Origin of the sequence: Nonomuraea sp. NBC_00507 (assembly GCF_036013525.1) — a bacterium.
Classification (GTDB): domain Bacteria; phylum Actinomycetota; class Actinomycetes; order Streptosporangiales; family Streptosporangiaceae; genus Nonomuraea.
Window position 1 is genome coordinate 11,977,687 of record NZ_CP107853.1, and the last position, 14,613, is coordinate 11,992,299.

Genomic DNA, 14,613 nt, shown 5'->3' on the forward strand with positions numbered 1-14,613 from the left:
CTTCCTTACGGTGTGGACGGCCAGGCCGTGGAGAGGGCGCCGAGCAGCCGCGCGATCACTTCGGTCCGCCGCGGCACGAGGTAGAAGTGGTCGCCGCCCAGCACACAGAGGGTGAACGCGGCCCGGGTCAGCTCGCTCCACCGCGCGGCCTGCCCGATGGTCACCTCGGGGTCGGCCTCGCCGAGAAGCGCGGTGACGGGGCAGCTGAGTACGCCACCCGAGCGATGCAGGTACGTCTCGTCGACCCGGTAGTCGTTGCGGACCACCGGTAACGTCAGCTCACGGATCACCGGATCGGCGAGGAGTTCCGGCTCCATGCCGCCGAGGCGTACCAGATCGGCGATCAGCTCGTCGTCGGTGCCCGACCCGGTGCCGGAGGCGCGGTGCTCGTGCGGCGCGTGCCGGCCCGAGGCGAACAGGTGCGCCACGCCGCGGCCGCGGGCCTCCAACTCGCGCGCCACCTCGTACGCGATCAACGCCCCCATGCTGTGCCCGAACAGCGCGACCGGCCGGTCGAGCAGCGGTGCCATGGCGTCGGCGATCAGCTTGGCGAGGTGACCCGCATCGTCGACCATCGGGTCCGCGCGGCGGTCGGCCCGCCCCGGATACTGCACGGCGCGCAGCTCGACGGCCGGCGGGAGGTCGCGGTGCCAGGCCCGGTAGAAACTCGCCGAGCCGCCCGCGTGGGGGAAGCAGAACAGCCGCGAACCGGCCAGCGGCCGGGGCGCGTAGCAGGGGAACCAGCTCATGAGATCTCCGCGGCGGACAGTGGCCGCGGCGCCGGCTGGACCAGCAGTTCGGGCCGGCCGATGGCCGCGGTGGCGTCCTGCCAGAGGCGGCTGAGCGACAGGTAGTACTGGCCCTGGCGCAGCGGATCCGCCACCCCCTCGGCCGCCTCGCGCAGCTCGGTCAGCGCCCGACGCACGCCGTCCGGCCACACCGTGGTCACGATGTCGTGGAAGGTCGGGGCCTGTTCCGCGCCGATGACCGTGGCGCTGGGCAGGCGGAGGTGGTCCGCCCCGGCGTCGAAGCGGCCGTCCGGGTCGCGGCCGACGTACATGCGCGGGCTCCACACGAGCGGTCCGTGCGTGTTGACGAGCGTGAGCGAGCCACCCTCGGTTCCCAGCGTGATGCGGTGCAGCAGGTGCAGGTGGGCGTCGGGGTCGTTGGGGGCGATCTGGTTCTGCACGCGCAGGGTCAGCGGCACGCCGCCGATCGTCCCCGTGACGCAAAGGAAAGGCGTTCCGGGGGCGGTGGCGGTGAACGCCCACGGGCGCAGTGCGCCCAGCGCGCGGCCCAGGATGTCGAACAGGGCGTAGGCGACGTGGACGCTGCAGGCGGCGTCCACGTACAGCGGTTGCTGCAGCGCGCGGAGCCGGCGGGCGGCCTCGATGAACGCTCGCACCGGCTCCAGGTGCGCGTACAAGGTGTTGACGTGGTGGACGGCCGGCGCCGCCCGGGCGGCGCGCAGGCACTGGGCCAGCTCGTCGGCGTGCAGGGGGTGCTCCTGGAGCACGTGCACGCCGCGGCTCAGCAGCGCGCGGGCCAGTTCACTGCCCTCTCCCCCGACGACTCCGGCGCGCACCACCACACAGGCCAGGTCGGCCACGCCGGGCACCTGGTCCGGGTCCGTGAGCAGCGGCACCCCGTACGCCCTGGCGTATCCGGCGGATCTGGCGCTGCCGCGGGCGAGGATGCCGGTCAGCTGGAACGGGCCCTGCTCCAGGGCCGACAGGTAGACCTGGCCGAACCTGGTGCCGCAGACCACGACCCGCTTCACAGCGCGCCCTCCTCGAAGATCGGCGCGGTCACGTCGATGCGCGGCACGGCGTCCGTGAGCACGATCGTCGCCACGGGTTCCAGGTCCGCCAGCATCAGGGCGGGGTCGAGCACGCTGTCGGCGTAGTGGACGCCGGGCTCGATGGCCCCGCGGAGCATGGCGAGCGCCGTGTGCGCGACGACCGCGCCGCTGAGCTCGTACGAGTCCGCGGCCCGCAGCGCCAGCGTGTGGGTGGAGTGCGGGCCGCTGAGCTGGAAGAGCAGGACGTAGTAAGGCGTTCGCCCGGCCATTTCGAGCTCGGCCACGCGCGTCAGGTCCGCGGCCGAGGACACCGTGCTCGCGGTGGCGAGGACGCGGTCACCGGTGAGCACGTTGTACCAGCGGGCCTCCTGCAGCCCGAGTTCCCTGGCCACCCGTTCCGCCTCGGCGCTGAGGAAGGGGTAGGCGGTCACCAGGCCGGGGAAGTAGGGCAGTTCGACGTCGCGCGCCGGGGTCAGCGCGCGGGAGACCCGGCCGCCGTCGCGCCACCCGGCCAGGGCCTCGCCGTGGCCGCCGGCCAGCAGGTAGTCGCCCGCCGCCGCGGGGGTGAGCCGGTCGAGGCCGCCGGTGTAGACATCGAGGCGGAGCGGGCCGCCTCCGGCGAGCCTGGCCAGATGGCGGGGCAGGAGGCCGGTGAGGCCGGGGAGCATGCCCGCCGACAGGACGGCGCGGCGGCCGGCTGCGCCGGTGAGGGCGAGCAGGGCGAACGCGGGGTCGTCGCCGGCCGCGTCCACATAGTCGGCGCCGGCGGCCAGTGCGGCCCGCGCCACCCGGTCGAGCAGGAGGTAGGAAGGGCCCGCGCAGTTGACCACGATGCGGCAGCCCCGGCAGAACCTGGCCAGCGACGTTTCGTCGTAGGCGTCCACCTGGCACGCCTCGCCGCGGCCGGCCAGTTCGTCGCGCACGAAGCGGCGAGCGGACGCGCCGTCGCGCCCGCCGATGCGCACGCCGTGGTCGGCGAGCAGCCGCGCCGCCGCACCGCCGACCGCGCCGTACGCTCCGACGATGCCGATCACCCGGTCACCCCGGTGATCAGCTTGGCCACGCCGGGCGCGTACGTGGCGTCGAGGCAGCTGAAGTGGTCGCCTTCGACGTCGTGGACGGTAAGCCGGCCCAGGCAGAGGTCGCGCCAGAAGTCCGTCATGTCGTTCTGCAAGGTCGGCACGAGGTTAGTGATGCCGCGCTGGCGCAGGAACGTGATGTCGCCCGCATACGGCTCCGGGTCGTAATGGGTGACGGCGGTGAAGCTCTGTTTGAAGACGCGGTACGCGAGGGCCACGCGGTCCGGCGGGTGCTCGAGGTCGCGGGCGACGGCGGCCAGCCGCTCCTCGTGGGGGACGGCGGCCAGGGCGGCGAAGCGGCGACCGATCTCGGCGAGCCCGGGGTCGTGGTGGCCGGCGAGCGCGGCCAGGCTGCCTTCGCGCACGTGACCCGAGTCCAGTACGGCGTGCAGGGCCCGGGCCAGGTCTGCCGCCGGGTAGCCGAGCCGTTCCGGGTCCACGCCGCAGGCCTGGGCGAAGCCGTACTCCAGCATGAGCTCGTCGGCGATCCGGTAGGGGAAGCGGGAGCTGCTGATGACGGTGAGCTCGTCGACGACCGCGCCGCTCTCGGTGAGCTGGCGGGCGAGCTCGGTGGCGACCAGGCCGCCCATGCAGTAGCCGACGACGTGGTAACGCGACGCCCCCTCCTTGAGCAGCAGCCGTGCGTATGATGCGGCCAGCGTTTCCACCGCCGTGGCGGGCTCCAGCTCCAGGTAGCGCTCGGCGTCGTTGACCACTAGGCCGATCAGGGGCCCGCCGGAGAGCTCCCGGGTGAGGGCGCGGTAGGGGGTCAGGGTTCCGGTGCCGTCGTGGACGAGCACGCGCGTCGGGCCTTCGCCGCCGGCCAGGTGCACCAGCGGGCTGGCCTGCGTACGGGACTGCCCGCGGGCCCGGTCCTCGCGTGCCTGGCGGAGGTGGGCGGCGAGCGCGGCCACGGTCGGCTGGTTGACGAGCTGGCGGACGAGGCTGTCCCAGTAGGAGTCTTCTGCTTCTGGCAGCTCCTCGCGTATCCGCCCGGCCAGCCGGGTGACCAGCAGCGAGTCGCCGCCCAGCGCGAAGAAGTCCTGGTCCCTGCCGACCCGTGGGAGTCCGAGCAGCTCGGCCCAGAGCGCGGCCAGCCGCCGTTCCAGGTCGTCACGCGGCTCCTCGCCTGCGGGGGCGGCCTCGCCGGCCGCGCGCGGGAGGAGGGTGCGCAGCCGCTTCCGGTCGATCTTGCCGTTGTCCGTCAGCGGCAGCTCGTCGACCACCTGGACGTGGGCCGGCATCATGTAGTCGGGCAGCCGCTCGGCCAGGAAGCTCCGCAGCCGCGCGAGGTCGACGTGCTCGCGGTCGGCGGGGAAGCGGGCCGCGAAGACGCACTGGCCCAGGGGCGCCAGCGGCTCGGCGGGCTCCGGCAGGCAGGCGTGCACGTGGGCGCCCGCTCCTTCCAGCAGGTCGTGCCACTCCTCGCGGGTGATGAAGGTGCGGTCGCGGCCGCGCCGCACGTCCTCGTAGTCGCCGGGGTTCATCAGGAACTCCATCGAGCTCATGATCTGCACGTGCTCGCGGGTGGTCTCGATGAACACCAGCCAGCCGCCTGGTGCGAGCAGCTCGCGGAACCTGGCCAGGACGACGGCGGCGTCCTGGGAGTTGTGCAGGACGTTGGCGCAGAGGATGACGTCGAAGGAGTTGGGTTCGTACCCTTGGGCGCGGTAGTCGGCGTTGATGTCGAACAGGCCGTACCGCACCCATGGGTGGTCGGCGAAGCGCTCGGCCGCCTGGCTGATGAAGAACCTGGACAGGTCGGTGAACAGGTACTCCACCTGGTGCCCGGCGAGTTCGGGGATCAGTTCGGCGCTGGTGCCGCCGACGCCTGCGCCTGCTTCGAGGACGCGCAGCGGGCCGCCTTCGTGGTGTGCGGCAACGCGGCCGACGACGGCTCGGGCGATGCGGTTGACGTACCTGCTGAGTACGTTGTCCTTGTAGGCTCCCTCGGCTGTTTCCACGCCCGCCCCGGGGAACAGCAGTTCGCGCGCGTCGAGTTCGCCGCGCATCAGCTCGGGCAGGTGGGCGGTGCTGGCGCGGAGGAATCCGATCAGTTCGGCTCCGTAGTCGAGGCCGTCGGTCAGTGTCTCGACCTCGCTCCAGAGCGCGGCCAGGTCGGCGTCGGGGCGCAGGTTCCGGTACGCGCCCGCTGGGTCGAGGTCGAGCCGTCCGCGTTCGTGCAGTGCCGTGAGCCAGCGCCTGACGAGGCGGTGGTGGTCCGGCGCGACCCTGGCGGTCTCCAGGATCTCGGCCGGCTCGTGGGCGGCGTCTGCGCCGGTGAACAGTCCCGCGTCGCGTAGCGCGGCGGCCATCGAGGTCAGTGCGATCTCGTCCAGCGTCTCGGCCACCGCGATCACCTGGGGCAGATCGACGCCGGCGAGGGCATCGGCGGCCGCGGCCTTCGCCGCGTCGGCGACGTCCAGGCGAATGTCCGGCCCGGTTCCGGGCGCTCCGTGGTTGTCGTCGTGCTTGCGTGCCGCCTGGGCGAAGGCGACCAGCCTGCGCTCCAGCGCGCGGTCACCGTCGACGATCACTGTGCTGGCGGCGATCGCCGGGTGGGCCTGCAGCGCGGCCTCCACTTCGGCCAGTTCGATCCGGTGGCCCCGGATCTTGACCTGGGAGTCCTGCCTGCCGAGGAACTCGATGTCGCCGTCCGGCCAGTAACGGCCGAGGTCGCCGGTCCGGTAGAGGCGTTCGCGGTCGTGCTGGACGAATCGTTCGGCGGTCCTGGCCTGGTCGCCGAGATATCCCCGCGCCACTCCGGCGCCGCCGATGTACAACTCGCCCGCCACCCAGTCAGGGCTTGGCCGCATGTTCGCGTCGAGCACGTGGAAGGTCTGGTTGGCCAGCGGCTTGCCGTACGGGACGCTGACCCGGCCGGCGGGCAGGTCACCGATGGGGTGGTAGATGGACCAGATGGCGGCCTCCGTCGCCCCGCCCAGGCTGATCAGCTCCAGTCCCGGCAGCCGCCGGCGGATCTGGCCGGGGAGCGTCACCGGGATCCAGTCGCCCGACAGCAGGGCCAGCCGGAGCGTGGCCGGCTCCACCCCGGGCTCGGCGTCCAGGTAGTGCTGGAGCATCTGGAGCTGCGCGGGCACCGAGTTCCACACGGTGACTCCGTGCCCGGCGATGAGTGCGGCCCAGTGCGCGGGGTCGCCCCGGCGCAGCGGGTCGGGCAGCACCAGGGCGGCGCCAGTGGCAAGGGTGCCGAAGATGTCGTAGACCGACAGGTCGAAGCCGAGGTTGGCCAGGCCGAGCACGCGGTCGTCCCGGCCGATGCCGAAGCGGGTGCTGATGTCGTCGATCGTGTTGCGGGCGGCTCGATGCTCGATCATCACGCCCTTGGGTGCGCCGGTAGAGCCCGAGGTGTAGATGACGTAGGCGAGGTCGTCCGGGCGCCGCTGGGTCGCGGGCGGGGCCGGCTCGAAGGGATCGGGCGCGGAGGGATCGGGCGCGAGGGTGTCGACGGGGATCCAGCCGGGTTCCGCGTGCCAGGACTGGGTGAGCACGAGACGCGCCCCGGCGTCGGCGAGGATGCGGTCGCGCCTGGCCGGCGGCTGGCCGGTGTCGATGGGAAGGTAGACGCCACCGGCCAGCAGCGTGCCGAGCACGGCCACGATCTGCTCGACGCCCTTGTCCATGACCACCGCGACGATCTCACCCGCCGCGTGCCCGGCCGTGCGCAACACCTGTGACACCGCTGCCGCCCGGCCGAGCAGCTCGCCGTAGGTGACCGAGCCCGTGCTGGTGATGACGGCGACCCGGTCCGGCGCGCGCCGTGCCTGGTCCACGACCTCCTCGTGCAGCAGCCCGTACGGGAGCGGCGCCGCCGTGTCGTTGACGAGGAGGCGGCGCCGTGCCTGGGCGCCGGGCAGCTCGACGGGAGAGTGAGCTGCCCAGGTCTCCTCTTCGGCCAGGCGTCCGAGTAGCGAGGCGAAGGCGGTGAACATGTCGTCGACCATGCCGTCGGGGAACACTCCCGCGCGCACGTCCCAGTTGATCAGCAGCGCGCCCCGGTGCTCTTTGACCTGGCAGTCGATCCACACCTGTGGCGTCTGGCTGATGCCGTAGACGGGCTCGCCGTGCTCGGCCTCCTCCTGGTCGAGGCCGATGGCGCTGGTGAACACCACCGGCATCAGCCCGGCGTCCCTGCCACGCCGGCGGGCGACCTCGCGGATGACCTCGATGCCGCCGCAGCGGCGGTGTTCCATGTCGGTGAAGAGCTGCCCGCCGACGGCGCGGGCGCGGTCGGCGAAGGGGGTGCTGGGCGTGGTGTCGACGGCGAGCAGGTTGAGCGTGGTGAAGTCGCCCACGACCTGGTCGATCCCGGGGTGCAGCGGCGGGCGGTCGAGCAGGGTGAGGTTGAGTGTGAACGCGGGCCTGCGGCTCCATCGCCCGACGACCTCGGCGTACGCGGCCAGCACGGCCTGCGACGGGGTGATGCCGGCCGCGGCGGCGTGAGTGCGGAGCCGCGCCCACTCCGGCGGCTCCAGCCTGGTCTCGGAGCGGTCGAACCTGGCGCCGGCGTCCTGGTCGAGCGCGGGTAACTCCGGTGCGGGCGGCAGCTCGTCGATCCTGGCCCACCAGTAGGCGCGGTCGCGGTCGTAGCGTGTGCTCTCGCGCTGCGCCCGCATGGCCAGTACACAGTCTCGGAAGCTGACGGGCACGGGCGGGAGTGCCGTCTCTTGGAGCAGCAGGTGCAGCTCGGACAGCAGCAGCTGGATGCTGACGTAGTCGGCGATGAGCAGGTCGATGGAGGCGTGCAGCAGCGCCCCGTGGTCGGTGCGGGTGATCCGCAGCTCGAACAGCGGCCAGGCGCCCGCCGGGTAGACGGTGTGCGCCATCTCCTCGCGGATGGCGGCGAGGTGCGGCTCGGGGTCCGCGCCGCGGAGATCGGCCGCGCGCACCTCGTAGGCGGGCACCTCGGCCAGCACGTGCTGGTGGCCGTCGGGGTGGATCACGGCGCGGAGCATGTCGTGACGGTCGATCAGGGTGCGCCAGGCGGCCTGGACCCGTACGGGGTCGAGTTCGGGGTAGGCGACCTCGACGTAGCCGTGGCAGGCGACTCCTCCGTAGCCGAAGGCGTCGTTGCGGCCGAGCAGGTAGGCCTGCTGGACGTCGGTCAGCGGGAAGGGGTCAAAGCGGCGTCCGGGCTCCGGACGGACGGTCTCGGCTTCGGACTCGCGACGCAGGTGCTCGATGATCTCGGGCTTGGCTTCGAGCAGGGCCGCGCGCCGTTCACCGGTCAGTGCTCCCTTGGGTGCGCGGAAACGGAGCTGCCCGCCGTCCTCCCACAGCCGGATCCCGGCCGCCTCCATGTCGGCGATCAGTTCGCGTACGGCCGGTGCCTGGGTCACAGCACGCCTTCCTCGGTGTCATGGGTGCCGATCCTCTCGGCACAGTCCGCGATGGTGGGGGCGGCGAAGAAGTGCCGCAGGGACAGGTCCACGCCCAGCCGCCGCCTTACGATCTCCGCGAAGCGGGTGGCCTGCAGGGAGTCGCCGCCCAGGGTGAAGAAGTTCTGGGTACGGCCTGGTGGTGGGGTCTCGAGGAGTTCCGACCAGATCGCAGCGAGTCGTTGCTCCGTGCCGGGGCGTGGGGGGTCGTCGTCGGGTACGGGTTCGAACTCGGTGGTGAGGGCGGCTCTGTCGATCTTTCCGTTGGCGGTCAAGGGCAGATCGTCCAGGGCCGTGATCGCAGCCGGGACGGCGTAACCGGGCAACCGATCGGCCAGGAAAGCGGCGAGCTCATCCGCTTTGACATCACCCGGAGTCACGAACGCGGCCAGGCGACGCCGGCGACGATCCCCGACCGCCACCGCCACCGCCCGGGACACCCCCGGATGCGCCAGCAGCGCGGCTTCGATCTCCCCCAGCTCGATGCGATGCCCACGGATCTTGACCTGATGATCAGCCCTGCCCAGAAACTCCAACGTCCCATCCGGCCAATACCGGCCCAGATCCCCGGTGCGATACCAGCGCCCACCAGCGTGCTCGACGAACTTGTCCGCGCTGGCCTGTGGATCACCCCGATAGCCCACAGCCACGCCGGCGCCACCGATCCACAACTCACCCGCCACCCAGTCCGGGCAGTCCCGGCCCCGCGCGTCCACCACCCGATACCGCTGATTACGCAGCGGAAACCCATACGGGATCGACGTCCACTGGGCGGGAACGTGATCCACGTCCATCGCGTTGGACCAGATCGCCGCCTCCGTCGCACCACCCAACGCCACCAGACGACACCGGCCGCCGCTCCGCACCGCCAGCCGAGCCGGCAGATCCAGCCCCACCCAGTCGCCCGACACCAACGCCAACCGCAAACTCGGCGCCACCTCCGACGCGGCGACCAGCAACATGTCCAGCAACGTCGGCACGCTGTTCCACACGGTGACCTGATGTTCCGCACATAACCGCGCCCAAGCCTGGGCGTCACGCCGGTCCTCTTCACCCACCAGCACCAGCGCGCCGCCGACCGACAACAGGCCGAACACGTCGTACACCGACAGATCGAAGTCCAGCGCCGACACCGCCAGCACCCGATCATCCGGCCCGACGCCGTAGCGCTGGTTGATGTCCTCCACCGTGTTCAACGCCGCCCGATGAGAGACCTCCACCCCCTTCGGCTCACCCGTCGACCCCGACGTGAAGATCACATAAGCCGACGCGTCCGGCGACACCACCACCGGCCCCGCCAACGGCACCGCCAACGGCTCCACCAGCGACGACACATCACCCAGCACATACCGCACCCCGGCCCGCGCCAAAATCCGATCCCGCCGCGCCACCGGCTGATCCACCCCCACCGGCACATACACACCACCCGCCGCCAACACCCCCAACACAGCGACGACCTGATCAGGCCCCCGAGGCACCATCACACCAACCGCATCCCCCGGCCCAACCCCCGCACCACGCAGATGCCCCGCAACCCGCAACGCCCGATCCGCCAACTCCCCATAAGTGACCACCCCCAGATCCCCGACCAACGCCGGACGACCAGGCTCACGCCCCGCCCGCGCGAAAAACCCGCCATGCAACACACCCTCAACCACCGGCCCAGCCGTGTCATTGACCCGATCCCGAACCACAACCTGCCCAGCAGGCAACCCCACCGGAGCCGCAACCGACCAATCACCCTCCACCAACCACCCCAGCAACCCCCCATACGCCTCGAACATCGCATCCAACACACCCGGCGCGAACAACTCCTCCACCGCGTCCCAGCGGGCCAGCAGCGCGCCGTCGACCTCCGCCACCTGGTTGTCCAGCCAGACCTGCGGAGTCTGCGACACGCCCCAGACCGGCTCGCCGAACGCGGGCCCGAACGCGGCGGCGCCGGTGATGCCGAGCGTGCTGGTGAACACCACGGGCATGGTCATCTCGACCGTGCCAGCCCGTCTGGCCAGCTCACGCATCACCCGGACCGCGGAGACCTCGCCGTGCTCGAGGCCGCGCCACACCTCGTCCTGAAGGCTGCGCGCGCCCTCCAGCCAGCTGGCTTGCGACCGGTGGCCGACGAGCAGCAACGAGGTGAAGTCGCCGAGCACACGGTGGATGTCGGGGTGGACCTCGCGCCGGTCGAACAGCGTGAGGGTGAGCGTCAGCTCCGGCTGCGCGCTCCAGGCGGCCAGGACCTCGCCGAGCGCGGTCGCCAGCACGGTGGCGGGGGTCAGGTCGTGCCGCCTGGCCAGGTCGGTGATGGCGCGCCACTGCTCCGCGGGCAGCCGCAGCTCGCGGCGGGTGAACCGGGGCCGGTCGATCATCGCCGGGTCGACACGCAGCGGCAGTTGCGGGGCGGGCGGGAGTTCGGGCAGCCGGGCGGCCCAGTAGTCCTTGGCCTTGTCGAAGGCGCCTGGGTCGGGGGTCAACCCGAGCAGGTAGTCGCGGAACGACACCCCTATCGGCGGCAGCACGGCCGACGGGTCGTGGTAGAGCTGGTCGAGTTCGGCGAAGAAGATCATCATGCTCAGCGCGTCGATGATGATGTTGTCGAAGCTGATGCCCAGCCGGATCCGGCCCTCATGGCGGGCGGCCCGCGCGTCGAACAGCGGCCAGACCGCCGGGTCGAGCGCCTGGTGTGACATGTCCGCGCGGAGCGGTTCGACGCCGTCGACCAGGCGAATCCGGAATCGGGGCACCTCGGGCAGGACGCGCTGGAGCCCGTCCTCGTCGAACACCACGCGCAACATCTCGTGCCGCGCGATCAGTACGTTCCACGCTTCTTCCAGCCGGTCGAGGTCGATCTCGCCGTCGAACTCGGTGTAGAAGTGGCAGCCGACGCCGCCGAGCGTGAAATGCTCGGCCCGGCCGAGCCAGTAGGCCCGCTGCACCTCGGTGGGCGGGAACGGGTCGTGGCGGTGCTGGACGTCCGCGGTCAGCTCGCGGGCGGGCGGGGCCGCTTCGCCCAGGCTGAGGGTCGCCGCGAAGCCGGCGAGCACCGGCAACTGGAAGAGCAGGCTCAACCTGGCGTCGTGGACGCCTGCCGCCCGCAGCTTGGCGATCATACGTGTGGCGAGCAGCGAGTCTCCGCCGAGAAAGAAGAAGTTGTCCGTACGCTGGACGGAGGGGATTTCGAGCAGGTCTGCCCAGATCTTGGCGAGCACGATCTCGGCCGGGCCGACCGGCGGTTCCTCCACGGTGCGCACGCCTGCTGCAAGCGCTTCCATGGTGAGGGCGGCTCTGTCGATCTTTCCGTTGGCGGTCAAGGGCAGGTCGTCCAGGGCCGTGATCGCAGCCGGGACCGCGTAACCGGGCAACCGGCCGGCCAGGAAAGCGGCGAGCTCGTCCGGTTGGACATCACCCGGAGTCACAAAGGCGGCCAGGCGACGCCGGCGACGATCCCCGACGGCCACCGCCACCGCACGACTCACCCCCGGATGCGCCAGCAGGGCCGCTTCGATCTCACCCAACTCAATACGATGCCCACGGATCTTGACCTGATGATCGGCCCGGCCCAGAAACTCCAACATCCCATCCGGCCAGTACCGACCCAGATCCCCGGTGCGATACCAGCGCCCACCAGCGTGCTCAACGAACTTGACCGCGCTGGCCTGAGGATCACCCCGATAGCCCACCGCCACGCCGGCGCCACCGATCCACAACTCGCCCGCCACCCAATCCGGGCAGTCCCGGCCACGCGCGTCCACCACCCGGTACCGCTGATTACGCAGCGGAAACCCATACGGGATCGACGTCCAGTGAGCGGGAACGTGATCCACCTCCAACGCATTGGACCAGATCGCCGCCTCCGTCGCACCACCCAACGCCACCAGACGACACCGGCCACCGCTCTGCACCGCCAGCCGAGCCGGCAGATCCAGCCCCACCCAGTCACCCGACACCAACGCCAACCGCAAACTCGGCGCCACCTCCGGCACACTGACCAGCAGCATGTCCAGCAACGTCGGCACGCTGTTCCACACGGTGACCCGATGATCCGCGCACAACCGCGCCCAAACCCGGGCATCACGCCGATCCTCTTCCCCCACCAACACCAGCGCGCCACCGACCGACAACAAACCAAACACGTCATAGACCGACAGATCGAAATCCAGCGCCGACACCGCCAGCACCCGATCATCCGGCCCGACGCCATACCGCACGTTGACGTCCTGCACCGTGTTCAACGCCGCCCGATGAGAGACCTCCACCCCCTTCGGCTCACCCGTCGACCCCGACGTGAAGATGACATACGCCGACAAATCCGGCGACACCACCACCGGCCCCGCCAACGGCACCGCCGGCAACGACACATCAGACAACACATACCGCACCCCGGCCCGCGCCAAAATCCGATCCCGCCGCGCCACCGGCTGATCCACCCCCACCGGCACATACACACCACCCGCCGCCAACACCCCCAACACAGCGACGACCTGATCAGGCCCCCGAGGCACCATCACACCAACCGCATCCCCCGGCCCAACCCCCGCACCCTGCAAGTGCCCCGCAACCCGCAACGCCCGATCCGCCAACTCGCCATACGTGACCACCCCCAGATCCCCGACCAACGCCGCACGACCGGGCTCACGCCCCGCCTGCGCGAAAAACCCGCCATGCAACACACCCTCAACCACCGGCCCAGCCGTGTCATTGACCCGATCCCGAACCACAACCTGCCCAGCAGGCAACCCCACCGGAGCCGCAACCGACCAATCACCCTCCACCAACCACCCCAGCAACCCCCCATACGCCTCGAACATCGCATCCAACACACCCGGCGCGAACAACTCCTCCACCGCGTCCCATGCCAGATGGAGCCCGTGTTCGTACTCGTTGATCTGGTGGTCGAGCCACACCTGCGGCGTCTGCGTGATCATCCAGCCCGGCTCCCCGAAGGCCTCTCTGACCTCGGGCACGATCAGCTCGGTGCCCAGATTGCAGGCGAACACCACCGGCGCACCCGTGTGCTCCCCGTCACGGGCCAGGTCACGGAGCACTTCGACGCCGGAGTAGCCGGTGTGGCCGGCGTCGGCGCGGAAGCGGGACTGCAGGGCCCTGGCCCGTTCCGCGAACGGCTGGGCCTCGGAGAAGTCGGCGGCCAGCAGGATCAGGTTGGTGAAGTCCGCGACCATGTGGGCCACGTCCGGATGGACGGTGTCGTCCCGGTCGAACAGCGGCACGTTGATGAGGAAGCGCGGTTCGCCGCTCCACGCGGCGAGCACCTCGCAGTACGCGGCGGCCAGCACCATGGCGGGGGTCAGTCCGTACGCCCGGGCCTGCGCCTGGATCCGCTGCCACGCCTCGACGGACAACCACCGCTCACGGCGTGCGAACCGGGGCCGGGCGATCAGGCTCGGGTCCACGGCGAGCGGCAGCCGGGGTGCGCCGGGCAGCTCGTACATGCGGCCCTGCCAGTACTCCCGGTCCCTGGCGTGGTCCCTGGAGCGTGCGGCGTTCCTGGCCGCGAGATAGCGGGGGAACGACCAGACCAGAGGGGCGGCCGGCGTGCCCGGATCCAGGTAGAGACGGGCCAGGTCCCGCAGCAGGATCTGCAGGCCGAGCACGTCGGCGACCAGGAAGTCCACCTCGAAGTGCACCCGGGTGCCGCCGTCGGGAAGCAGCGACAGGCGCACGTCGAACACCTCGCCTCTGGAGGCGTCGAACCGGCGGTGGGAGAGCTGCTCGCGGACGTGCTCGGCGGTGTCCTCGCCGAGCCCCGAGGGGTCGTGCACGGTCAGGTCGTGCACGGTCAGGCCCGGCCACGGGCTGGTGTCCATGATCTGCTGGGTGCCGTCGTCGTGGAAGACCGCGCGCAACATGCCGTGCCGGTCGATCAGCGCGAATACGGCCCGCTCCAGCCTGGCCGGGTCGATGCCCGAGCCGTCGAACTCGAGGTAGGCGTGGCAACCGACACCACCGATGACCTGCCCGTCCGTACGGCCGATCCAGTACGCCAGCTGCACCGGGGTCAGCGGGAACGGCGCCGTCTCGTCCACGACCGTCTCGGGCTCGGCAGGTGCCGGCGACCGCGAGGAGACCAGCGACCACCAGGCCGCCAGGGTGAGCTCCTCCGCCAGTTCGGCGAAGGCGACCCCGGCTCCAGCGCGCCGCCACCGCCCGGCCAGTCTCATGGCCCGCAGCGAGTCGAGCCCCAGGGTGACGAGGTCGGCTTCGTCCGCGATCGCGGAGGGGTCGATGCCGAGCTGGCCCGCGATATCCGCGCGCATCGACTCGAGGGACGGAACGGGAGATTTGTCCATCACTAAAGAAACCCGCCTATCAACGT

5 protein-coding genes are annotated in these 14,613 nt (G+C 71.2%); all 5 read right to left on the minus strand.

What is annotated here, in order from left to right; all coding sequences use genetic code 11:
* Window positions 1-5: 5 nt before the first annotated feature.
* The 5 genes from OHA25_RS56965 to OHA25_RS56985 are packed head-to-tail and all read right to left on the minus strand — an operon-like array spanning window position 6 to window position 14,554.
* Window positions 6-749, minus strand: coding sequence for a thioesterase II family protein (locus tag OHA25_RS56965; protein ID WP_327585112.1), 744 nt, complete (start codon window positions 747-749; stop codon window positions 6-8).
* Window positions 746-1,780, minus strand: coding sequence for a Gfo/Idh/MocA family oxidoreductase (locus OHA25_RS56970; protein WP_327585113.1), 1,035 nt, complete (start codon window positions 1,778-1,780; stop codon window positions 746-748). The genes OHA25_RS56965 and OHA25_RS56970 overlap by 4 nt, the downstream gene beginning before the upstream one ends.
* Complete coding sequence (locus OHA25_RS56975; protein ID WP_327585114.1) at window positions 1,777-2,835, minus strand: saccharopine dehydrogenase NADP-binding domain-containing protein; 1,059 nt, start codon at window positions 2,833-2,835, stop codon at window positions 1,777-1,779. Before OHA25_RS56975 ends, OHA25_RS56970 begins: the two co-directional genes overlap by 4 nt.
* Window positions 2,832-8,240 (minus strand): non-ribosomal peptide synthetase, encoded by a 5,409-nt coding sequence (locus tag OHA25_RS56980; protein ID WP_327585115.1) that lies wholly within the window; start codon window positions 8,238-8,240, stop codon window positions 2,832-2,834. The genes OHA25_RS56975 and OHA25_RS56980 overlap by 4 nt, the downstream gene beginning before the upstream one ends.
* Window positions 8,237-14,554: a non-ribosomal peptide synthetase gene (locus tag OHA25_RS56985; protein WP_327585116.1), complete on the minus strand. Its 6,318-nt coding sequence runs from the start codon at window positions 14,552-14,554 to the stop codon at window positions 8,237-8,239. The genes OHA25_RS56980 and OHA25_RS56985 overlap by 4 nt, the downstream gene beginning before the upstream one ends.
* Window positions 14,555-14,613: the final 59 nt, after the last annotated feature.